Genomic DNA, 21,097 nt, shown 5'->3' with positions numbered 1-21,097 from the left:
CATGCCGCATCAGCCTCACGTTTCAGAGCGCTTCACAGGCCTGCCAATAGGAACAGGCAATCCTCGCAGATAAACCGGCATACCCCTCTCGCCCCAGGCTGCCTACCATGGCCTCTCACTTATCCGTCGGAGATAGCCATGCACAGCAGCAAAACCCTGTTTATCACCGGTGTCAGCAGCGGCTTCGGCAGCGCGCTCGCACAGGAAGCGCTCAACGCCGGTCACCGGGTGATCGGTACCGTGCGCAATGACGCCGACCTGAAGTCGTTCGAGGCCTTGTCAGCGGATCGGGCACACGGGGTGTTGCTCGACGTCACCGATTTCGAACGCATCAACGGGGTGATCGCCGACGTCGAAGCCACACTGGGTCCGGTCGATGTACTGGTGAACAACGCCGGTTACGGTCATGAGGGCATTTTCGAGGAGTCACCACTAGCAGAGATGCGGCGACAGTTCGACGTCAACTTGTTCGGCGCGGCAGCGATGATCAAGGCGTTCGTGCCGTATTTCCGTCAACGGCGCGCCGGGCACATTCTGAATATCACCTCGATGGGCGGCACCATCACCATGCCCGGCATTGCCTATTACTGTTCGAGCAAGTTTGCCCTCGAAGGGCTCTCCGATACGCTGAGCAAGGAATTGCAGCCGTTCAACATCTTTGTCACGGCGGTGGCACCTGGCTCGTTTCGTACCGATTGGGCCGGGCGTTCGATGCAGCGCACGGCGCGCAGCATTGCCGACTATGACGCCAGTTTCGACCCCGTGCGCAAGGCCCGCGAGGAAAAAAGCGGCAAGCAGTTGGGCGATCCGCGCAAGGCTGCGCAGGCCATGCTGCAACTGATCGCCAGCGCCGCACCACCCGCACACTTGCTATTGGGCAGCGATGCGCTGAATCTGGTGCGCGATAAACTGCAACGCAGCCTCAGCGACATCGAGCAATGGGAAACCCTGACCCGCTCCACCGATGGCTGAGTACCCGGCGAAGAGATCAATGCCCATGAGTCCATCCGATCCGTACACCGCGCGCATGGTGCAGTTGCTTGAACAGCTCGCGCCGCTGGAGGGTTACAACCTCAGTGCGCTGGAGGACGTGCGGTTTCTGCGTTCGAATCGGCCGCTGAGCAACACTCCGGTGTTGTATGACCCGGGCATCGTGATTCTCTGTCAGGGGCGCAAGCGCGGCTTTCTGGGCGATGACGTCTACGTCTATGACGCCCAGCATTATCTGGTGGTCTCGGTGCCGGTGCCGTTCACCATGGAAACCGAGGCCAGTGCGGCTGAGCCGATGCTGGCGGTGTACATGCGCCTCGACCTGCAATTGGCCAGCGAGTTGATGCTGCAGGTCGACGAGGTGTTCGGCCCCAGCGACGCTCCGCCAAAGGGCATGTACGCCTCGCCGATGGATGATCCATTGCGCGCCTCGACCCTGCGTTTTCTCGAAGCGATGAGCGATCCGGGCGACGCGCAGATCCTCGGGCCGGCGCTGGTTCGGGAGATCTACTACCGGATCCTGACCGGTGCCCAGGGCGGTTCGATGCGTGCGGCGCTCCAGCAGCAAGGGCATTTCGGCAAGGTCAGCCGGGCGATCCGGCGGATTCACAGCAGCTATGAGCAACGCCTGGATGTCGAGTCCCTCGCCGAGGAAGCGGGGATGAGCGTACCGAGCTTTCATGTGCATTTTCGCAACGTCACCGACTCATCGCCGATGCAATACCTCAAGGCCACGCGCCTGCATCAGGCGCGCTTGCTGATGCTGCGTGGCGCCATGCCGGCCGCGACGGCAGCGTTCAACGTCGGTTATGAAAGCGCCTCGCAGTTCAGCCGCGAATTCAAGCGCTTCTTCGGCCGCACGCCGCTGGCTGAGGTCGCGTGGATAAAGGCCACGTATGCCCTGCCCCAGTCCGACACGCCCTCCTTGTACGTGTCTTCGCACTGAGCACCAAACGCTCCCGGCCATCGCACGCCCGCCGCAGTCTCAAGGCAAAATCCCCGCGCATTCACTACGCTTGAGAAATCCGCCTCGGTGCAAGCCCGGCAAACACATTGAACATTGCACGCGGGCCGCTGTTCCAGATGATTCAGACAGAGAATCAAGGACGAACATATGGATGTCTTCGCTCCCGCTGCGCCTGTTCCGCCTCAGCAAAGCACAATCACCCGCCGGCTGGCGTTTGCGGTCGGTGCGCTGTTTATCGTCGGGGTGATGGCCGCCATTGGCACCCTGCTCGGCATTGCCGCTCGCCTGGATCGCGAGGATGTCGAGCAAACCCGCTTCTATACGGCCCGTGCGCTGGAAAATCGCATCGCCGCCTCCAAAAGCTACATCACCAGCTACGCCGACTGGACCACGGCTTACGAACACTTGCATACCCAAATCGATACCGACTGGGCTTACACCCAGCAGAACATCGGCAAGACCCTGTTCACCAGCGACGGCTATGACGGTGTGTTTGTGCTGGATCGGGGCCGCACGAAGTACGCCGTCGTGCAGGGTCAACTCGACGACGTGGACATCAACGCCCTGCTCAAGGTCTCTGCCGCGTCACTGATCGATCAGGTGCAAAACCAGACCGATCTGACGGTGCCGATCAGTGCTTACTCGCTGTTCGACGGCGCGCCGGCACTGGTCACGGCCGCGGCGATCCTGCCCAACGACGAGCGGCCGCTGGGCGATCCGAAACAGACCTCGGTGCTGGTGTTCGTCGACAAGCTGACGCCGAGCAAACTGCAGGCGATCGGCACTGCCTACGGCCTGCAGAACCTGAGACTTGCCCCGGATGACACGCTCGCCGAGGAACAGCCTCGGGTGCCGCTGGACAGCACCGGTTACAGCCTCAGCGCGGACCTCGAACGCCCCGGCCGGCAACTGCTGTGGTCGCTGTTGCCAACGCTCGGCGGGGTAATGGCGGTGCTGATGCTGTTGACCGGGTATTTCTTGCGTCACGCCTTGCGATCTTCGACCTACGTCGACCACAGCTTCAGCACGCTGCAGGCCTCGAATCAGGCGCTGGAAGCCGCCAATCATGCGCTGGAAGCCAGTGAAGAACGTTTTCGCGCGGTCGCCGAAGCGGCGTCGGACTGGATCTGGGAGGTCGACAATCAACTGCGCCTGACCTATCTCTCGGCGCGCTTCAGTGAAGTGACCGGTTACCCGCAAACCCAGTGGATCGGCCAGAGCATCGGGCAATTGGTGTCATGCGATACCACGCCGCTGGAGCTGTGGCTGAAGAAACTTACCGAAGACAGCAATGCCAGCGACCTGCGTTGCACCTATCGCGATCACGCCGGGCAGCAGCGTCATTGCCGGTTGTCGGCACGCCCGATCCTCGACAAGCACACCGTGAGCGGCTATCGCGGCACCGCCAGCGACATCACCGACGAAGTCGCCGCCCATGCGCAGATTCAGCACCTGTCCATGCACGACGCCCTCACCGGCCTGCCCAATCGCAACCAGTTGGCGCGTTATCTGGATGATGCACTGCAACTCAAGGAGCATGCGCCAGCGCTGTCGCTGCTGGTGATCGATCTGGACAACTTCAAGCCGATCAACGACTCCCTCGGCCACCCGGCCGGCGATGCCGTGTTGCAGGAAGTCGCCAGTCGCCTGCGCGAATGCACCCGTGAGCTCGACATCGTCGCGCGCCTGGGCGGTGACGAATTCGTCGTGGTGCTCAATGGCATGGACACTCGGCAGGAGGTCGACCGCTTTTGCACCCGGCTGGTCGAGAGCCTGCATCAGCCGATGGTCTTCGAGCACCATCCGTTGCACGTCGGCGCCAGCATCGGCATCGCCCTGAGCCGGCGTCAGGGCTTCGTGCCCAGCGAGTTGATCCGTTGCGCCGACATCGCGCTGTATCAGGCCAAGTCCGAAGGCAAGAACACCTGGTGTTATTTCGAAGCGCACATGAGCGACCAGATCCAGACACGCCGGCAGATGGAAAGCGATTTGCGCGGCGCGCTGAAGAACGACGAATTCGTCCTGCACTACCAGCCGCGCTACACGGTCGACGGCAAGCACATCGTCTCGGTCGAAGCCCTGGTGCGCTGGCAGCATCCGACCAAGGGCCTGCTCGGGCCGGACGTGTTCATCGGCCTGGCGGAGCAGACCGACCTGATCGTGCCGCTGGGACGCTGGGTACTGCGCGAAGCCTGTGAAACCGCCCTCACCTGGCCGGCGGACATCCTGTTGTCAGTCAATCTGTCGCCGGCGCAGTTTGCCCTCAGCGATGTCGTCGAGGACGTGCGCGAAGTACTGGTGCAGACGCGTTTCCCGGCCAGTCGCCTGGAATTGGAAATCACCGAAAACGTGATGCTGGTCGACACCGACGGCGCGCTGGCCACGATGAATGCGCTCAAGCAACTGGGCGTGCGCCTGAACATGGATGACTTCGGCACCGGCTACTCGTCCCTCGGTTACCTGCGCGCCTACCCGTTCGACGGGATCAAGATCGACAAGCGTTTCATCGCCTCGATCAGCCACGGCGCCAATGACCGCGCGGTGGTCCAGGCGATCATCGGCCTGGGCAAGGCCATGGGCCTGACCGTGACCGCCGAAGGCGTGGAAACCGAGGAGCAACTGGAGATTCTCGGCAAGGATCAATGCAACGAGGTGCAGGGCTATTTCATGAGTAGGCCGATCGACAAGAGCGCGTTTGCACAGTTGTTGAAAAGCGCCAGGGCCGAACCGGCCGATCATCCGTCGCCCAAGAAAGGACGCGTCATTTAGCCGGCCTTGCATCGCCGGCAATAATCAATCATCGAAATGCACACAGCCCGGCTCGACACGCTTCGTTAATACGGTGTTCGTGTTGACTTCAATGGGTTTTGTTCAGGGTGTGTTTAGGGCCGTCATGCTTGAATAGTCCTCGCCGCGGGCCAGGCTCAACGTCTATTTCGCGCCACACACAAGTTCAATGCAGGCGTCACCGGACTGTCAGGATTACGGTCAAAAGAACAACTTCACTAAAGGGTTAACGATGGATCGATATGATGCCCCGCTTGTTGTAGAACGCACTTCGCGGGCTGGAATGTTGACGGGATTGATTGCGAGAAACCCATGCCTGAGCATTTTTTTCATGACACTGGCCGTGTTCATGGCGTTGCAGTACAAACCCGCCGTCCTCAACTACACAACACGCTTTGTCGACTTTGCCGAGTACATGTTGCAGCACGGCGTCACGCTGTTCCCGATTGCCGACGACCTCAAGCCTTATCCCGACTACACGGTCCTCAATACCCTGTTGGTCTATCTGGTTTCCTTGCCGTTCGGCCGGGTGTCCATTCTTTCCATGGGTATTCCGTCCTGCGTGGCCGCGTCGCTGATGCTGGTATTCATTTATCGGCTGGGGGCGCTGCACAGCAAGAAATGGGGTGCGTATGGCGTGCTTTTCAGCCTGCTGACCTGGGCCTTTCTTGACGGCGTCAACTCGCTGGCCCTGGATATCTATCCGGCGCTGTTAACGGTGATGTGCTTCTACTTTGCCTATTCGGCGGAAATGAAAAAGGACCCGCGGCGCCTGGTGTTTCTGTACCTCGGCCTGGCGCTGGGATTCGCGTTTCGTGGGCCTATTGGCTTGATCGGACCGGCGAGTGTCATTGGCGCTTATTACTTGCTGAGCCGGCAGTGGCGCATGTTGCTACTGTTTTCATTGCTCTCGGGCGTGATTCTGGCTTTGGGGGTTGCGCTGCTGGCATGGGCGGCCTACTTGCAAGGGGGGCAAGCGTTCCTCGACGACGTGCTGAACATGCAAGGCATCGGACGTTTCGGTTCCGACCACGCGCCACGCTATTACTTCTACTTTTCCGCAGGCCTGTTTACCTACGGCATCACGGTGTTTTACGCCATTAATGTAATTCTCAAGAAGTACCAACAGTTCTTCCGCTCGACCCGCGATAAAGACATCGACCTGCTGCTCTATCTGAGCGGGTGGCTGTTGGTGCTGCTGGTGCTGTTCACAATTCCAAGTTCGAAGAAAGCGCGCTACATCCTGGCAATCACCCCGGCGATTTCGCTGCTGGCCGCTTACCTCTTCGTCATCAAGGAAGCCAGCTTCGTCCGCGCCAAAAACGGCCTGATGAATTTCTGCCTGAAGTTGCCCCTGCTGGGGTTGGGGATGCTGGTGGCGGTGCTGGTCTACAACAACTTCGCCGATGTCCCGTTACAACCCAACTACCTCGGCGCAGGCCTGGGGCTGTCTGCGTTGTTGAGCTTCTACCGTGTTAAACAGGAGTACTTCGTCGAACATCCCTATCGTGAGTTCATGACACTTTCCTATGGGGTAGGAGCCTTCTTGATACTGGACATGTTTTTCTTCAACCCGATCACCTACCACCTGGAACTCATGATCGAACCCACGCCAAAGTTTCTGCCGTATTGGTTTTGGTGAGCCTCTTCCTTACACATGAGTTAGCGACACGACTGTCCAGTATCCACATGTTGGTATCTGACAGGGTCATGATGCATCCAAGGTACTGAATCGGCGGCAGGGCCTGCACAAAAGCAGTCGTTTGCAACAGGAAAAAAATAAAGGTGTCGCTCGCTTTCGCGAGCGACACCTTCATCCACTGCCCGCTAATCAGGCCTTGTTGTTCGCCTCTTCCAGCGCTTTTTCAGCGTTGAACCCGTCGAAGTTCTCGAATACGCCCAGAAAGCCCGGCACGGTCACTTCCCGCGCCCAGTCGCGCTGTAGTTCGCAGTACATTTGCACCCGGCTGATGAGCTTCGCGCCCGCCTGTTCCATTCTGCGCAACGCCGCCTCGTGCGCGGCGAGCGATGTACCGCCGACCGCATCGACCGGCACATAAACCTCATAACCTTCCTGGATCGCGTCGAGCACCGGGAATGTCAGGCACGCTTCGGTCCAGAGTGCAGTCATGATGAGCTTCTTGCGCCCGAGCGCCTTGACTGCCTGCTTAAATTGCGTGTCCTCCCAACTGTTGATCGATGTGCGGTCATAGGTCGGCAGATGGCCGAGCACCTGTTGCAGCTCCTGGATCGGCGGCTTGTTGCGGCCGGTCGCGACATTGACTGTCGAGTGGATGATCGGAAGGTTGTAGTTGACCGCCGCCTTCGCGACGCTGGTTATGTTGAAGACGAGTTCATCACGCGGCATCGAGCGGATCGAAGAAACCTGAACAGGTTGATAATCGATGATGATCAACGCCGAGTTTTCCGGGGTCAGTAGCTGATCGGTATGGGGGTTGCGGAGAGTCTCGCTTGCCATTGGTAAATCCTTTTCATGGGTGACGCACGTTTGTGAATCAGGCCGAAGCCTGTGCGGGTGATGGGTTCCGAAACATGTGCGAATGACGCCATGCCCGGAAAATCCATTGTGCTGTTCCCATGTTCGACGCAGTAGTAGCATTGCGCGACGTGCTGTGTCGCGAAAAGAGGAACGCAAGAGTGGATATCGAAGAACTGCAGACCTTCGTGGAAGTGGCTGATGCCGGGGGCATTTCGCAGGCAGCCCTGCGGCTTGGCGTGTCGAAATCGATCGTCAGCCGCCGCCTGGCTCGGCTTGAAACCGAATTGGGTGTGCAACTGCTGGCCCGCTCCACGCGCGGAGCGGCGCTCACCGAGGCCGGTGCGACGTTCCGGGACTACGCCGCCAGGGTTTGCACCGAGATCGACATCGCCAAGGAAACGATCCTGCCCGCCGGCGCCCTCCGCGGCCGCTTACGCGTGGCCGTGCCACTGTCGTTCGGCCCGAGTCACTTCGCCCCGATGCTGGCAGAAATGGCGCGTCGGCACCCGCAGCTGCACATCCAGACCTGTTACAGCGATCGCTTCGTTGACCTCATTGCCGAGGGCTACGATTGCGCCATCCGGGTGGGCTATATGCAGGACTCCAATCTGATCGCCAAACGGATTGGCCCGGTCTACGGCAAGCTCGTCGCGAGCCCCGCTTACATCAACGCGCACGGCGCGCCCGAGACACCGGATGAACTGCTTGCCCATCAGGCGCTCATGCAAGGCACCGAAGCCTGGCAGTTCATGGATGGCGACAAAGTCATCACGGTTCGTCCGCAAGGCCGCTTCAAGGCCGACAACGGCATCGCCCTGGTCGCCGCTGCGACCGCAGGCCTCGGTGTCGCCTACCTGCCTGACTGCCTCACCCATGAACACGTGGCATCCGGCGCACTGGTGCCGATCATGACAAACCATCCTCCGCCTCCGGCCGGTGCCTACATCATCCGTCCGCCGGGACCGCATCCTGCGCGCAAAATTCGTGTGCTCACTGAACTGCTGATCGAGTTCTTCGGCGAAACGCCACACCTGGCGGTGCAGCCGCTGTCACATCAGGCAGACTTCAGGTGATGCGGGCAAGCTATCCAGAAATGCGCCAATCTGGCGCTTGCATCGCAAGTGCACCGTCGGGACCTGCGGGCCAATGGCCTGACGCACGGCCTCGATACCAGGGCGATAACCACGATCGAAATTCCATACAAAGTTCAGGAAGGTCAGGAACGCCCGATCAAGCTTCTCCGTACAACCTGCAGCAAGGTCTGCACGAGGTCGATTCAATACGCTGCGCAAGATCACCCGAGTGAAGCAGGTGAGCCGCGGCGTATCGAGCCAAATGACCAGATCGGCACGAGGCAGGCGCAGGTCGAATGTGCGCCGGGCATAGTTGCCCTCACAGATCCAGACATCTGCTGATATCGCTTCTCTGACGCGTGCGCGAAACTGCTCGGCGTCTGGCTCGATCCAGCCGGGTTCCCAAAACAAAGTGTCCAGATGCACCACGGGCAGATCGAGACGCCTGCCCAAGGCGCGGGCAAGGGTAGATTTACCGCTGCCGGCATTGCCAAGAATTACAATCCGTTGCATGGGAACTTCCTGTCGAGAAAAAAGCCGGCAATTGTGCGGTTTTTGCAGGGTCAGTTAAAGACTGATAGATAACCGCGCCATCGACGTAAGTTTTTGCGGGCTGTTTTGTTTTTTGCAGGTCGGGCAACGTGCCGCCATCGTTGAGTGGCTGCTTTCGGCCAAAAGCGGACGTCGGCAGGCGACCGCTACCGGCCAGTAGCGGACATCCGGGAACTACTGCTTCCGGCCAAAAGCGGTCAGTGACAATATTCGCATAGGCTACCGCTCAGCTTCCCGAAGACCGATCTCGACTATTCGTTAGGTACAGCACCATCGCTGCACGAGCCGCATCTTTGATTACCTTCAGCCTCAACCAAGGTGATATTCGCGCCTTTATCAGCCACGTGATACGCCAGCGAAGCGCCCACGATGCCGACACTAATGACAACGACTCGTTTGCCCAGAGCATTCCCATATCAACCTTCATTCTGTCGACCTGAAGGCGGTTCATTGTCTGCCTCTGGTCGATTTCTGCTTGTCGTAATGGGCAGCAGTTGTCGTCCAGAAAGTAGATGTAGATTTGTCTGAAGTGGCGAAATAACTGCCAAAATCATCGTGTTAAAACGCCGCCTGAAATGGCAGCAAGATAAGTGCGTGAGTGTTGTTGGCACTGGAGGGTATCGAAAATTCGTTCAGCGACTACGGCAAGCGTCATCAACGACTATAGTCATTGGTGAGCCAGAGCGAATCTGACCATTCCCCTGCCAACCTGGCCTAATCCAATTCCGCGATTACACGGCGGATCTTCTTGTGTTCCTCGATGCGGAACGTGAACGTTTCGCTGCCGAAATCACTCAGGCTCAGGCTGAGATCGAGGCAGCGTTGTCTTTTTTTGAACCCCTTGATGGTGGATGGAGTTATCCCGCCGGGCACGTCGCATCCCACTGAGCACGTCCCAACCACCCATCTATCAAGGTTCAAGCAATGAATACTTTAGAGTTCGATGATGCACAAAAAACCAATGGCGACCTGGTTCAGGGTCCGCTGCCGGCCGGCACTGTCGCGCCCGACTTCACTCTTCACGCAACCCCTGATCAACAGTTGTCGCTGCGCGAGTTAAAGGGGAACCCCGTGATACTGGCGTTTTATCCCGCTGACTGGACTTCGGTGTGTGGTGACCAACTGACCTTGTACAACCAGTTGTTACCCACCTTCAGAGAATACGGTGCGGTGCTATTGGGTATCTCGGTTGACAGCGCCTGGTGTCATCAGGCCTTTGCCAAAGATAGGAATTTTCACTTCAGCCTGCTGGCCGATTTCGAGCCCAAAGGGGCGGTGGCACGACAGTATGGAGTGTACGAGTCCCAGCTCGGAGTTTGTAAGAGGGCACTGTTCGTGATTGACAAGGAGGGGGTGGTCGCCTGGAGCTACGTCTCACCAATGGCAATCAACCCTGGGGCGGACGGCATTCTGGATGCGCTGGATGCTCTGGCGAATTCGCCACAAGGCACGCCAATCAAAAATTAACAGGTGATTACATGGCCACTCTCAAAGTCCCGGTAAGTGCCAACGACCATCGTCAGGGAAGTGTGCATGCCAAGGTCACCTTGGTGGAATTTGGCGACTATGAATGTCCCTATTGCGGTGAAGCGTATTGGATGGTCAAGAATCTGCAGCAGCATTTTCGCGATGATTTGCTGTTCGTGTTCCGTAACTTCCCTCTGACCACCGCTCACCCCCATGCATTGGGTGCAGCGGTCACCGCTGAGTATGCCGGGAGTCGAGGATTCTTCTGGGAGGCCCACGACGAATTGTACGAAAATCAGGATCGATTGGGCCTGCCGCTGTATCGCGCCATCGTTCTCAAACACGGCCTTTCCAGGGAGGAATTCGATCTTGCAATGCAAGAGGACACTTACATCCCCAAAATACAAGCCGATTTCAATGGCGGTGTACGCAGCGGCGTGAATGGCACCCCAGCGTTTTACATTGACGGGCTTCGCTATGACGGAGTTCCAGAGTTCATCGGGATGAGTCAGATGATTGAGCTTTTGTTAGTGCGTGGACGAAATCGCTAGAGAGCCAAATCGGCTTGGCATCACCCACATCGGAGCCGAGAAAAAACCAACGTTAGCTACCTTTTACATTAAAGAGGTGGACACGGAGCCGGCAACTAATGAAATCTTTGAAGTATTATGAAGAAAATCGACACGCCACATGGTTGGAGTTGTTTTTTGACCTGACTTTCGTTGTTACGATAGGCCAGGTTACGCACACGCTCGGACATGTTCATGACGGGCACTTTGAACATAAGCAATTATGGACATTCTTACTGCTTTTTGTACCGTTGTGGTGGATCTGGTCCAGTCACACGATTTACTCCAACAGGTTTGATACAGACAGCAATCTTCACCGTTTGGCAACATTATTCATAATGCTCCTGCTCATTGTGCTATCGGCACGGATCGGGGAAGACCTGGAAGTGAACTACCCGCTTATTATTGCCTGCTATTTTGGTATACGTGCGATCATCAGCATCATGTATATTTCGTCCATTAGTAAACTCGATTCTCGCGGCGAGCTTTCCTCAAGGCTCGGCTTCGCCCTATTAGTTAGCGCAGTTATTAGCCTTTCATCCGTTATTTTTGACCCGCCCTTGCGTTACCTTGTTGCTTATATTGGGATTGTTCTTGATATTCTGTTTCCTGTATTTTTCTGGACTAAATTAAAACCGTTGCCAGCACACACAGAGCACTTGGTTGAGCGCATAGGCCTACTCACCCTAATCTTATTGGGGGAGTCAATTATTAGCCTTTCCGGAGGCTTATCTAACATTCATTGGGGTTATTACAATGTGATGGCGGCCATCACCGGATTCATCATGATTTGCAGTATCTGGTGGATCTATTTTGATAGTTTTTACTTATTGAACAAACATAAAAGCAGTATGAGTGGGCACGCCTTAATCTACTCGCACCTTTTTCTTTTTATGGGGCTGGCACTTCTGGCAAATTTGATCAGGCATGCGATCCTGAACGACATTGCGATGCGCGATTTCCAGATTATGTCGATCACCGGCATGGTCTTGTTTTTCCTGGGGAAGCAATATGGCTATTTCATAGCTGTGAGTCGAATAAGGAAATACATACTGCAAAACACCTTGATCGTGTTTTCTTTAGGTGGGTTAGTTATATTTCTACCACGTGTCGAGTACATATTGGTCGGCTTGACAGTCACCATGATTTGTTATGTTCTCCTGAATTTCAGATATCGTTGAGTCTTGATTATCAGGCCACAGCTCGGGAAAAGTGATCACGCGGCTGGTCTGCGGTTTGCGCGCTGCCTACTACGTCATTCTCAGTGTCCGAGCGACATGCGACGCTACCCTTGGTCTCTTTGGGTTTGTAATCCTGGTGTCGTCGACCATAGTTAATAGCCGGATGCCCCTTTTAGCTATTGCGACCAGATAGCACCAGCCGCATCGTAACAACAGGAGCCACGTCATGGTCAAAGTAGCGTTGTTCGTTCGTCTGGAAGCAAAACCTGGGAAAGAGAAAGAGGTGGAGCGCTTTCTCTTGAGCGGCCTTCCTTTAGTGGAGGAGGAGCCAGCCACTACAGCCTGGTTTGGAATCCGCTTGGGGCCGTCTACCTTTGGCATCTTTGACGCATTCCCGGATGAAGCGGGCCGGCAGGCTCATCTTTCGGGCAAGGTCGCGGCGGCGCTTATGGCAAACGCTGCCGAGCTGTTTGCCGAACCGCCATCAATCGAGAAGGTTGACGTCCTTGCGGCCAAGCTGCCCGGTTAAGCAAATCCAACAGGAAGTTCCATTCAGTTCGGGGAGGCTCACGATGGTTTCGTCAAGTGAGCATCCGTCGGCGTAGCAGTGACCGATGTTCAATGCGCTGCCGGACGCGGCTGCACTCCGAACTGCGCAACGATGTGCGTACCCAATTCCTCAATAACCTCCGCCGCAGGGCGCTTGCCATATTTGAGATTGAGAATGACGTGGTCCACGCCGATTTCCTCAAGCGACTCCAGCAAAAAACGTAGATGGTAACGTCCAAGTTTGAACCCCAAATGGATACGTGTGGGTGGCGTGGACGGATTCTCATCGAGATCGATGTACAGCGACTGAGTAAAGGGCTTGTACACAGAGCCACATTGCCTGGTGACCTCCAGCCGCCAATCTTCCACGACCAGCCGCTGCATATTCGGTATGCGTGGATAGTTGATCCATCCGTTGCTCTCACGCGCGATCCAATCCAGTGACTGGCGACTGTTGCCGGTCACCAGCATTGGAATGAATTGGGTGGTGGGTTTCGGAATCAGGTCTGCGCCGTGCATTTCGCCAGTGCTCCAGTGGATGGGCTCAAAACTGGTGCTGTGGGCTTGCCGAATCACTTCGTAGTGTTCTCGAAAGATTTCTCCACGCCTTTCGGGATCGACACCAAAAGCCGAAAACTCCACCGGCCGATCTCCCGAAGCCACCCCCAGAATCAAGCGACCTGTGCTCAACTGATCGACGCTGGCTGACGCCTTGGCCGTGTGCAGGGGATGGTGCAAAGGGATGGCAATGGAAGCGGTGCCAAGTGCAATCTCCGAGGTATGGGCGGCCATATAACCCAGGTAAACCCAGGGGTCGAAGACTTGGCCGACATCGCCGAAGCCAGGGTCGCGAAGCGGCACGTCGCGAAACCAGAGCGCGCAGAAGCCCAGCGCCTCGGCTTGTTTAGCCAGTGTGACCTGGTTGAGCATGCTCGGAGTGTCCCCGTCGAACGCCTCCATGGGAAAGAATAATCCAAGGCTCAAATGCCCCTGAGTGAAGGTTCGGCTGAACCCTCGATGCTGCTGGTAAGGAATCGTGCTCGGCCGATACATACGGATTGACCTCATGGCAGAACGTGAACAGCGCCCCGGTTTCCAGAGGTGCTGCGGCATCGGTCGCTTTTGAACGGCAGGTGGGGGGACTGGGTCTGGCTTTTACCCGTTGCGCCGTACTGCTGGTCGTGTGGACCGGACTCAGGGGGCAGTTGCTGGCGATAGGCGCGGGTTGGTCCGGGTGGGTGTTAAGCGGACGGTCAAAGGAAGTCAGATCTCTCGGCTCTATACCACCAGATGGGCAAGGCGTTCGAGGAATCATTCTATAAGCGTAGGCGGTTTTGCAGCTCTCCGCCATATTCTTACAATCGAGCCGCTGGCGGGCGAAAGTCGCGTATCGAAGGCAGTTATCGGTCGTTTCCTGCCATTCCAGAACGGCCGCTATTGGCCGATAGCAGCCAACCAAAGCCCACTATTTTCAACTCGACGCAGACCTTGCCCGGGATGGCGCTGGTTTATATCCAGACGTCGTTCAACGCTGTTCTTTCGCCCTCTTCATGCCCGGTGTTCAAAATCCCTCGTGGCTCGATCATCATCAGTTTTACTTCACCTTTGGCAGCCGTGCGATGTTTAACGCCACGGGGCACCACATACAGTTCACCCGGATTCACATAGACGCAGCCTTCCGGCAGGTCGATGCGCAAGGTGCCCTCCAGGACAAGAAATGCTTCGTCGGTCTCGGGATGTGAGTGCCAGATGAATTCGCCTTCGATTCGCACAACCTTGAACTGGTAGTCATTCATTTCCGCAACAACTCTGGGGCTCCAGTGCTGTTCGATGAGCGAAGCCTTATGAGCCAGGTTTACAGGAAACGATGAGTGTTGCTGATGCAGCTCTGACATGACAAATCCTCTGTGGTTGAAGTTGCCAGCCTATAGAGCATTGAGCAGAGGGTTCTTGTACGATCCTGCAAGTCAGCGTGCAGCTCGCAATCGCTCCAGCCAGCGCATGGGCGGTATTCCGTAGCAACGGGTGAAGTGTCGCGTCATATGACTTTGATCGTGGAAACCCGCGACGAGGGCCGCATCCACCAGGGTGAACCCTTCAAGCACCAATGCGCGGAACCGATCCAGGCGGCGCAGGGTGACAAATCGGTAAGGGCTGGTACCGTAAAGTGTTCTGAAGTCGCGTGACAGGCTCCAGCATTCGCGTCCACTGGCATGCTCCAGCATCTCCAGCGTAATGGATGAATGCAGATGTTCCAGGATAAACGCTCTGGCGCGCTCGGCTGCGCGGTAATCCAGGCGCTTGCGCCCGCGCGGCTTACCACCGACGGCACGCAATGCCATTGCCAAGTCATAGAGCGCGTCCTGCTGCTCCAGTGTTTCCAGTGGATGATCCACTGCTTGTACGAACGCCGCACTGGCATGGAACAGACGCGGATCACTGGAAATTCCCCCCGCGATAAAGGGCAACGGTTCTCCCCCCAGGATGTTCTGGATTAATGCCGGATCAACGTAGGCCATACGATAACGAAAGCCTGCATCGGTGCCGGCCATACCATCGTGGAGTTCATCGGGGTGAAGCACCAGTGTGTTGCCGGGAACGCCATGGCGCAGCGAGCCTGCATAGTGAAAGCTCTGGACGCCCGCTAAAGTACGGCCGATCGAGTAGGTGTCGTGTCGATGGGGATCGTAGCCGTGGCTGCCGAACCACGCTTCAATACACTCGATCCCTTCGGATTGAACACTGCGGATGATCCAGTCGGCGCCGCCAGGTTGGCCTTTTTTCTGATCCATGAATTTGTCGCCTCCCGCTTCTGCACGGTGCTGGTGAAGACCCTGTCGGGAATATACAAGTGCAGGATTTGGATGTCTGCTTCTGGCCGAAACCCACCTGCGGCGGACATCCTCAGAACCCACGCATTCTTTAATTATTACCGTGCAACGACTAGCCTTGGCCGCCGAGTGCAGATGTGCACCGCCTCTACCTGTGAAGGATACTTAATGCCGCTCTCTTTGCCGTTCGAACAAGTCGATGTATTCGCTGATCACTCTTGCGAAGGCAACGCGCTGGCCGTCGTGGCGGATGCCGATGAGCTGACAACCGAGCAGATGCAGGCGTTTGCCCGGTGGACGCAACTCAGTGAGACCACTTTTCTGTTGAAACCCCAAACGCCGCAAGCGCAGTACCGCGTACGGATTTTTACTCCGCTGCGCGAGCTGCCCTTTGCTGGCCACCCTACCCTGGGCAGCTGCAAGGTATGGCTGGCCCGAAATGGAAATCCCGGGCAAGTCGAGATTATTCAGGAATGCCCGGCAGGCTTGATTCGGGTACGCAGGCAAGGCCCTCACCTGGCGTTTTGCGCGCCGCCGCTGGTGCGCAGCGGGCCGCTGGATGCGATGACGTCAAACCTGATCGAACAAGGGCTCGGACTCGCCGCCGGGCAGATCCGGGCCAGCCAGTGGGTAGACAACGGCCCCGGCTGGGCGGGCGTGTTGCTGGGGAGTCGCGAAGAAGTGCTGGCGATCAAACCCGATTACGCGGCGCTGCAGGGGTTGAATGTCGGGGTTATTGCGCCATGGAATGGGCCGCAGGCCGAAACCGACGTGGAAGTCAGAGCCTTCATGGGCGAAGAATGCAACGAGGACTCGGTCACTGGCAGCCTCAATGCGAGCCTGGCTCAGTGGCTGATCGGCGCGGGCATCCTGAACGACCGCTACAGCGTGAGCCAGGGCAGCGCCATCGGGCGCCGCGGGCGACTGCACATCGAAAACGTCGACGGTACCGTATGGGTTGGCGGAGCAGTACAGCACTGTGTTTCGGGGCGGGTGGTCTTTTGATGAACCATGGAATTCACCGGTACTGAATTCCATCCGGTCATCGCGGCCCCCGCACCTGACTCAAGTGTGGCGCTGAACCAGTGATCACAAATACCAGCGATACTCCCGCGCACTGATCTCCTGCATGAATGCCAGGTGATCCTGACGCTTGTTCTCGCAATACACGTCGACGAACTCGGCACCCAGTCCCGCACGCAGTTGCGGCTGGTGCTGCAGAGCGCGCACCGCGTCGAGGATTTCCGTCGGAAAATCGATACCGCTGTTGCGATCGTCGTTGAGTGGCGAGATCGGCTCCTTGCCTGATGCCAGACCATGTTCCAGACCCACCAGAATTGCCGCCAGCACCAGATACGGGTTGGCGTCGGCGCCGGCCAGCCGGTATTCGATGCGCAGGTTTTTCGTGTCCGATTCGGGGATGCGCAGGCAGGCGTCGCGATCCTCGTAACCCCAGCTCGCCTTGGTCGCGGTGTTCACCGTGCCGCTCAGGCGGCGCATGGCGTTCTGGTTCGGGGCGAAGATTGGCATGCTGTGCGGCAGCAGATCCAGGCAGCCGGCCACTGCATGGCGCAGCGCTTGCTGGTGATTGGCCGCCAGAAGATTGTTGCCGGCGGCGTCATACAGGCTGACATGCACGTGCATGCCGCTGCCCGGATGTTGCACGTAGGGCTTGGCCATGAAACTGGCGCGGTAGCCGTGCTTGAGCGCAACGCCACGGGTGCTGCGACAGAACAGCGCCGCCCAATCGGCCGCGCGCAGGCCGTCGTCCAGATGGCCGAAATTGATCTCGAATTGCCCAGGCCCCAGCTCGGCGGTGATCACCGTGGCGTCGATGCCCTGAGCCCGCGCTGCTTCCACCATTTCATCGAGCACCGGGGCGAAGCGCGACAGGCGTTCGATGTGCATGTTCGGCTGATCATCGGCATCGTCGGTCAGTTCGTCGCGGGGAAATTGCGGCAGGCCGTCGCGCAGCTTCTTGTCGAACAGATAGAACTCAAGCTCGAACGCCACGACCGGGTGAATGCCTTTGCCCGCCAGTCGATTCAACACTTGCGCCAACACTTCACGGGGTTCGAATTCGATCGGTTTGGCGGTGCCGTCGGAGGTAATCAGCATCTGCCCCAGCGGCTGCGCTTCCCAAGTCACCGGCTTGAGTGTGCCCGGAACGAGGCGGCGCACGGCGTCCGGGTCGCCGTCGTTGAAACAGTAATCGCCGATCTTGAACAACCCGCCCTGCACGCCCAGCAGCACGCAGTTCTGCGGCAGTTTCAGCGCACCGCCCGCCGCGACTTTTTCGAGCATGTCGACCGGATAGCGCTTACCGTAGAAGTGCCCCGGAATGTCCAGAGAAATCAGGTCGACATAACGCACCTCGGGGTAGCGTTGGCGAAACGCGCGCACTTCGGCGAGCAGGTCAGAGCAGACAGCGTCCATCTTGGATTTCCTTTGTTGTTGTCAGGTGTAGACCCACAGCACGCGGGTGAGCTGCCCGGTGAGGTTGCCGTAGCGGCAATGGGTGTGACTGTCGAATTGAAAGCTGTCACCGGCCTTTAAGGTCACCGGCTCGTCGTCGTTGCCCAGCCACAAGGTCAGTTCGCCTTCAAGGACGTAGCCGCCCTGCTCCGAGCTGTCGCTCATGTGCCGGTCGCCACTGCTCGCGCCCGGCTCCAGATGACTTTCGAGCATCGAGAACGAGGCACGCATCTGCGGCGACACCAGAATGTCGGTGATGCCGTTGGCGTAATACAGCGTGCGGCGTTCGTCCGGACGGGTGACCCACGGCACTTGCTTGGCTTTGGGCAGGCTGTAGAAATAGGTGGTCGGCACACCGAGGGTTTCGCTGATCGCGGTGAGATCGGCCACCGTCGGGCGCGACAGCCCACGTTCGACTTGCGAGAGAAAACCCACCGAACGGCCGATCTTGTCGGCCAGATCCTTGAGGGTGTATTTCTTGTGCTTGCGCAGGTCGTGGATCAGGATCGCCAGCGCGGCGATTTCTTCTTGCTTGTTCATGGTCAAAATCTCATCAAATGCTGTCGCGCAGCCGATACCAGGCCTTGCCGATAGCCTCCAGCGGTGCTGCGAAGTGCTTGCCGCCGGGGAAACGGCCATTGCTCAGGCCCTGATACAACGCCAATTCATCCGCCTCGCCGAGAATTGCATCGGACACCGCACGGGCGGCGGCCAGCGTCGGCAGCACGCCGTGGCCCGAGTAGCCTTGCAGCCAATAACGATTGCCCTCGCCGCCGACATCCGGCGTTCGGTTCATGGTCAGATCGATATGCCCGCCCCAAGCGAATTCCACCTCGACGCCCTTGAGTTGCGGAAACACCCGTTCGAGAAACGGCCGGGTCGCCGCCGCAATGTCCTTGGGCATACCGCCCAGATAGGTGCAGCCGCCCCCGAACAGCAAGCGGTTGTCCGGCGTGCGACGGAAGTAATCGAGGACGAACTGGTTGTCGGTCACACAGACGTTGCTCGGCAGCAGCGCAGTGGCTTGCTCCGGCGTCAGCGGTGCGGTGGCGACTTGATAGGTGCCAACCGGCAGGATGCAGCTGGAGAGTTGCGGATCGAGTTCATCGAGATAGGCATTGCAGGCCAGCACCAGCACGTCGGCCTTCACCGAACCGTACTCGGTGTTGACCCGGTAACCGTCGCCTTCGCGCTGATAGCTCAGCGCTTTGCTTTGTTCGTAGATATGTCCGCCGGCGCGTTCGATGGCGGCGGCCAGCCCGAGCGCGAGTTTCAGCGGATTGAGGTGTGCGCCTTCGGCGTCGTAGAGGCCGGCCTGATAACGATCGCTGGCGACCCATTGCGGCAGGTCTTCGCGGGGAATGAACTGCAGACCGTCATGGCCCCACTTGTGACTGGCTTCGTGTTGCCATTCAGTCAGCAGGCTGACCCGACGCGGCATCACCGACGTCCACAAATGGCCGGGGCGATAGTCGCAATCGAAACCATGCCGCCCGGGCAATTCACGCAGCTCCCGCGCGGCCCAACGCATGCCGTCCCATAGACGCCGGGCGCGCTCATGGCCGAGCGCTGCTTCCAGCGGCGGCATGTCGCACGACCAGCCCAGAATCGCCTGCCCGCCATTACGCCCCGAGGCGGCCCATGCCACGCGACTGGCTTCCAGTACGGTGACGCGCTTGCCGGCCAGCGCCAGTCGTAACGCTGTGTGCAAACCGCTGAACCCCGCGCCGATGATCACCACATCGCAGGCCTGCGCGCCTTCGAGTGCAGGTCGGTGACTCAGGATATCGGCGCAACTGTGCGCGTAATAGCTGTCGACATGGCGCTGGGAGTGCTGAAACATTTGCCGCCTCGTGAAATTCTGTTCTTGTAATTTCATGAAAATCTACAGAACAAATTTCACATCGGCAACCGACAACTGTTTCACGCACGCAAATCAGTGCTCCAGCGCATAGCGCCGACAATGCTCCAGATAGCCTTTCTCATGGCTGCCCACCAACTGCACGACACTCGTCCACAGCCACGACGGTGCATCCAGCGTTTTCGAACGACAGGTCTGCAATTCACGCATCCATTCGGCGCGGGTACTCATGTCCATCTGCCGGGCATGGGCCAGCCCCACGACCCGGGCCAGATAGCCAGCGGCGAGCATCGCGTCGGTCTGGCTCAACTGATCCAGTTCCAGTTTCATGTCTTGCGGTAGCAGTTCGCGGATGAAGAAGCCATGGTCGAGCACGCGGGTGGCGATCATCCGGTTGCCCAGGCCCGGGGAGAGAAAACGCGCGCCTTCGACCACACGTTTGCCGTTGTCACGGGGCATCGCTGCTCGCGCCACCCGGGGGGCGGCGGCAGCAACTGCCTCTTTGATATCGAGCAGGCAATATTCCTGATCATCGCCCTCGCCCACCCCCAGCAACACCGCATAACGCTTGAGCCCCAGCGAGCTGCAGCCTTTGACCCAGTAGGCCGAATCGAGCATTTTCACTCGGTCGTCCTTTGAGCGGCCTTTCAGGGACGTCACCAGCGTATGGACGTCAGGCGTTGCGCAAAGCGATTTCAGCGCGCTGCGTTCTTCCCGTGACAGCGACCAGAAATGCTTGCCCAGCGGAATGGTCGGTTTGGTGTTCTCGATGCGCTCCTGCGCCAGATGCTTCCAGGTGCGCTGCACCGCGCTGCGCATGCCGGCCTTGACTTGCGCGGGTCTTGGCGGCTCTTTGTCGACATCGTCTTCGAATGCCTGCTCATAGCCGCGCATCATCTCTTCGAGCATCCGTGCCGTGGCCACACCCGGCAGATCGGAGCCACGGGCGGCAGTCGCCAGCGATAGTGCCAGCCGGACCAAGTCATGCGCAGGGTTGCCGATAACGGTTTGGTCGAGGTCGCGGATGTGAATGTCGATGCGCCCTTTCAGATCGCCGGTCGGCCCGAGATTGCCGGCGTGACAATCGCCGCAGATCCACACCGCCGGCCCTTTTGGCAGGCTGCGCCCGGGCTGGCTGTGCAGCCACTCATAAAACTGCACCGTACTGCCGCGCACATAGGCATGCGCGGAACGAGCCATTTTCAAATTGCGCAGTTGCGACAAGGGTTCAAGACGTGCGGAGGGCCGTGGGGTTTTCATGGACGCTTCTTGCAGAGAATGTGTCCTGTTGACCG

General features: G+C 58.3%; 19 protein-coding genes and 1 pseudogene. 11 read left to right on the top strand and 9 right to left on the bottom strand.

The window, feature by feature from the left end:
- The first annotated feature begins 138 nt into the window (after positions 1-138).
- The 4 genes from ABV589_RS01010 to ABV589_RS00995 all read left to right on the top strand — a co-directional run bounded on the left by ABV589_RS01010 (position 139) and on the right by ABV589_RS00995 (position 6,386).
- A complete protein-coding gene (locus ABV589_RS01010; protein WP_367084510.1) occupies positions 139-972 on the top strand; it encodes an oxidoreductase in 834 nt (277 codons plus the stop codon).
- A gap of 25 nt (positions 973-997) precedes the next feature.
- The gene (locus ABV589_RS01005) at positions 998-1,936 is read left to right on the top strand and encodes an AraC family transcriptional regulator (RefSeq protein ID WP_367084509.1); all 939 of its coding nucleotides are present in this window, start codon (positions 998-1,000) and stop codon (positions 1,934-1,936) included.
- Between the two features lie 168 nt (positions 1,937-2,104).
- Positions 2,105-4,726 carry an EAL domain-containing protein gene (locus ABV589_RS01000; RefSeq protein ID WP_367084508.1) on the top strand — a complete coding sequence of 874 codons (2,622 nt, stop codon included), beginning with the start codon at positions 2,105-2,107 and terminating at the stop codon, positions 4,724-4,726.
- Positions 4,727-5,075: 349 nt separating this feature from the next.
- A complete protein-coding gene (locus tag ABV589_RS00995) occupies positions 5,076-6,386 on the top strand; it encodes a glycosyltransferase family 39 protein (RefSeq protein WP_367086238.1) in 1,311 nt (436 codons plus the stop codon).
- 189 nt (positions 6,387-6,575) lie between these two features.
- Here the strand turns inward: ABV589_RS00995 and ABV589_RS00990 are convergent, their stop codons facing one another.
- A complete protein-coding gene (locus ABV589_RS00990; RefSeq protein WP_097089831.1) occupies positions 6,576-7,223 on the bottom strand; it encodes a hydrolase in 648 nt (215 codons plus the stop codon).
- A 179-nt stretch (positions 7,224-7,402) separates the two neighbouring features.
- Here ABV589_RS00990 and ABV589_RS00985 point away from each other — a divergent pair, with 179 nt between their 5' ends.
- Positions 7,403-8,317 (top strand): LysR family transcriptional regulator, encoded by a 915-nt coding sequence (locus ABV589_RS00985; RefSeq protein ID WP_367084507.1) that lies wholly within the window; start codon positions 7,403-7,405, stop codon positions 8,315-8,317.
- Here ABV589_RS00985 and ABV589_RS00980 read toward each other — a convergent pair.
- Positions 8,294-8,830 carry an AAA family ATPase gene (locus ABV589_RS00980; RefSeq protein WP_367084506.1) on the bottom strand — a complete coding sequence of 179 codons (537 nt, stop codon included), beginning with the start codon at positions 8,828-8,830 and terminating at the stop codon, positions 8,294-8,296. The genes ABV589_RS00985 and ABV589_RS00980 overlap by 24 nt on opposite strands.
- Before the next feature lie 637 nt (positions 8,831-9,467).
- Here ABV589_RS00980 and ABV589_RS00975 point away from each other — a divergent pair.
- The 5 genes and pseudogenes from ABV589_RS00975 to ABV589_RS00955 form a co-directional block, all read left to right on the top strand.
- A pseudogene (locus tag ABV589_RS00975) lies at positions 9,468-9,757 on the top strand (TolC family protein); the annotation flags it as partial.
- Positions 9,758-9,793: 36 nt separating this feature from the next.
- Complete coding sequence (locus ABV589_RS00970) at positions 9,794-10,336, top strand: redoxin domain-containing protein (protein WP_367084505.1); 543 nt, start codon at positions 9,794-9,796, stop codon at positions 10,334-10,336.
- Positions 10,337-10,347: 11 nt separating this feature from the next.
- Positions 10,348-10,887 (top strand): thioredoxin domain-containing protein, encoded by a 540-nt coding sequence (locus ABV589_RS00965; RefSeq protein ID WP_367084504.1) that lies wholly within the window; start codon positions 10,348-10,350, stop codon positions 10,885-10,887.
- Between the two features lie 98 nt (positions 10,888-10,985).
- Positions 10,986-12,086 (top strand): low temperature requirement protein A, encoded by a 1,101-nt coding sequence (locus tag ABV589_RS00960; RefSeq protein ID WP_367084503.1) that lies wholly within the window; start codon positions 10,986-10,988, stop codon positions 12,084-12,086.
- A 226-nt stretch (positions 12,087-12,312) separates the two neighbouring features.
- Complete coding sequence (locus tag ABV589_RS00955) at positions 12,313-12,615, top strand: putative quinol monooxygenase (protein ID WP_025569629.1); 303 nt, start codon at positions 12,313-12,315, stop codon at positions 12,613-12,615.
- An 89-nt stretch (positions 12,616-12,704) separates the two neighbouring features.
- Here ABV589_RS00955 and ABV589_RS00950 read toward each other — a convergent pair whose 3' ends face one another.
- From ABV589_RS00950 to ABV589_RS00940, 3 genes are all read right to left on the bottom strand, one after another.
- Positions 12,705-13,688, bottom strand: a complete 984-nt coding sequence (locus ABV589_RS00950; protein WP_367084502.1) for an LLM class oxidoreductase — start codon at positions 13,686-13,688, stop codon at positions 12,705-12,707.
- A gap of 455 nt (positions 13,689-14,143) precedes the next feature.
- Positions 14,144-14,530: a cupin domain-containing protein gene (locus ABV589_RS00945; RefSeq protein WP_007967046.1), complete on the bottom strand. Its 387-nt coding sequence runs from the start codon at positions 14,528-14,530 to the stop codon at positions 14,144-14,146.
- A 72-nt stretch (positions 14,531-14,602) separates the two neighbouring features.
- Complete coding sequence (locus ABV589_RS00940) at positions 14,603-15,427, bottom strand: AraC family transcriptional regulator (protein WP_367084501.1); 825 nt, start codon at positions 15,425-15,427, stop codon at positions 14,603-14,605.
- A 207-nt stretch (positions 15,428-15,634) separates the two neighbouring features.
- On the opposite strand from ABV589_RS00940, the gene ABV589_RS00935 reads away from it, so the two are divergent.
- Positions 15,635-16,471, top strand: coding sequence for a PhzF family phenazine biosynthesis protein (locus ABV589_RS00935; protein WP_007967043.1), 837 nt, complete (start codon positions 15,635-15,637; stop codon positions 16,469-16,471).
- A gap of 84 nt (positions 16,472-16,555) precedes the next feature.
- On the opposite strand, the gene ABV589_RS00930 is transcribed toward ABV589_RS00935, so the two are convergent.
- From ABV589_RS00930 to ABV589_RS00915, 4 genes are all read right to left on the bottom strand, one after another.
- Complete coding sequence (locus ABV589_RS00930; protein ID WP_367084500.1) at positions 16,556-17,902, bottom strand: glutamine synthetase family protein; 1,347 nt, start codon at positions 17,900-17,902, stop codon at positions 16,556-16,558.
- 21 nt (positions 17,903-17,923) lie between these two features.
- Positions 17,924-18,481: a cupin domain-containing protein gene (locus tag ABV589_RS00925; RefSeq protein ID WP_258679765.1), complete on the bottom strand. Its 558-nt coding sequence runs from the start codon at positions 18,479-18,481 to the stop codon at positions 17,924-17,926.
- Between the two features lie 13 nt (positions 18,482-18,494).
- Positions 18,495-19,784, bottom strand: coding sequence for an FAD-binding oxidoreductase (locus ABV589_RS00920; RefSeq protein WP_367084499.1), 1,290 nt, complete (start codon positions 19,782-19,784; stop codon positions 18,495-18,497).
- Between the two features lie 93 nt (positions 19,785-19,877).
- Positions 19,878-21,062, bottom strand: coding sequence for a DUF2252 family protein (locus tag ABV589_RS00915; RefSeq protein ID WP_007967039.1), 1,185 nt, complete (start codon positions 21,060-21,062; stop codon positions 19,878-19,880).
- Positions 21,063-21,097: the final 35 nt, after the last annotated feature.

The sequence above is a fragment of the Pseudomonas sp. HOU2 genome (assembly GCF_040729435.1).
GTDB lineage: Bacteria > Pseudomonadota > Gammaproteobacteria > Pseudomonadales > Pseudomonadaceae > Aquipseudomonas.
This window is presented reverse-complemented; position numbering and strand designations above follow the sequence as displayed.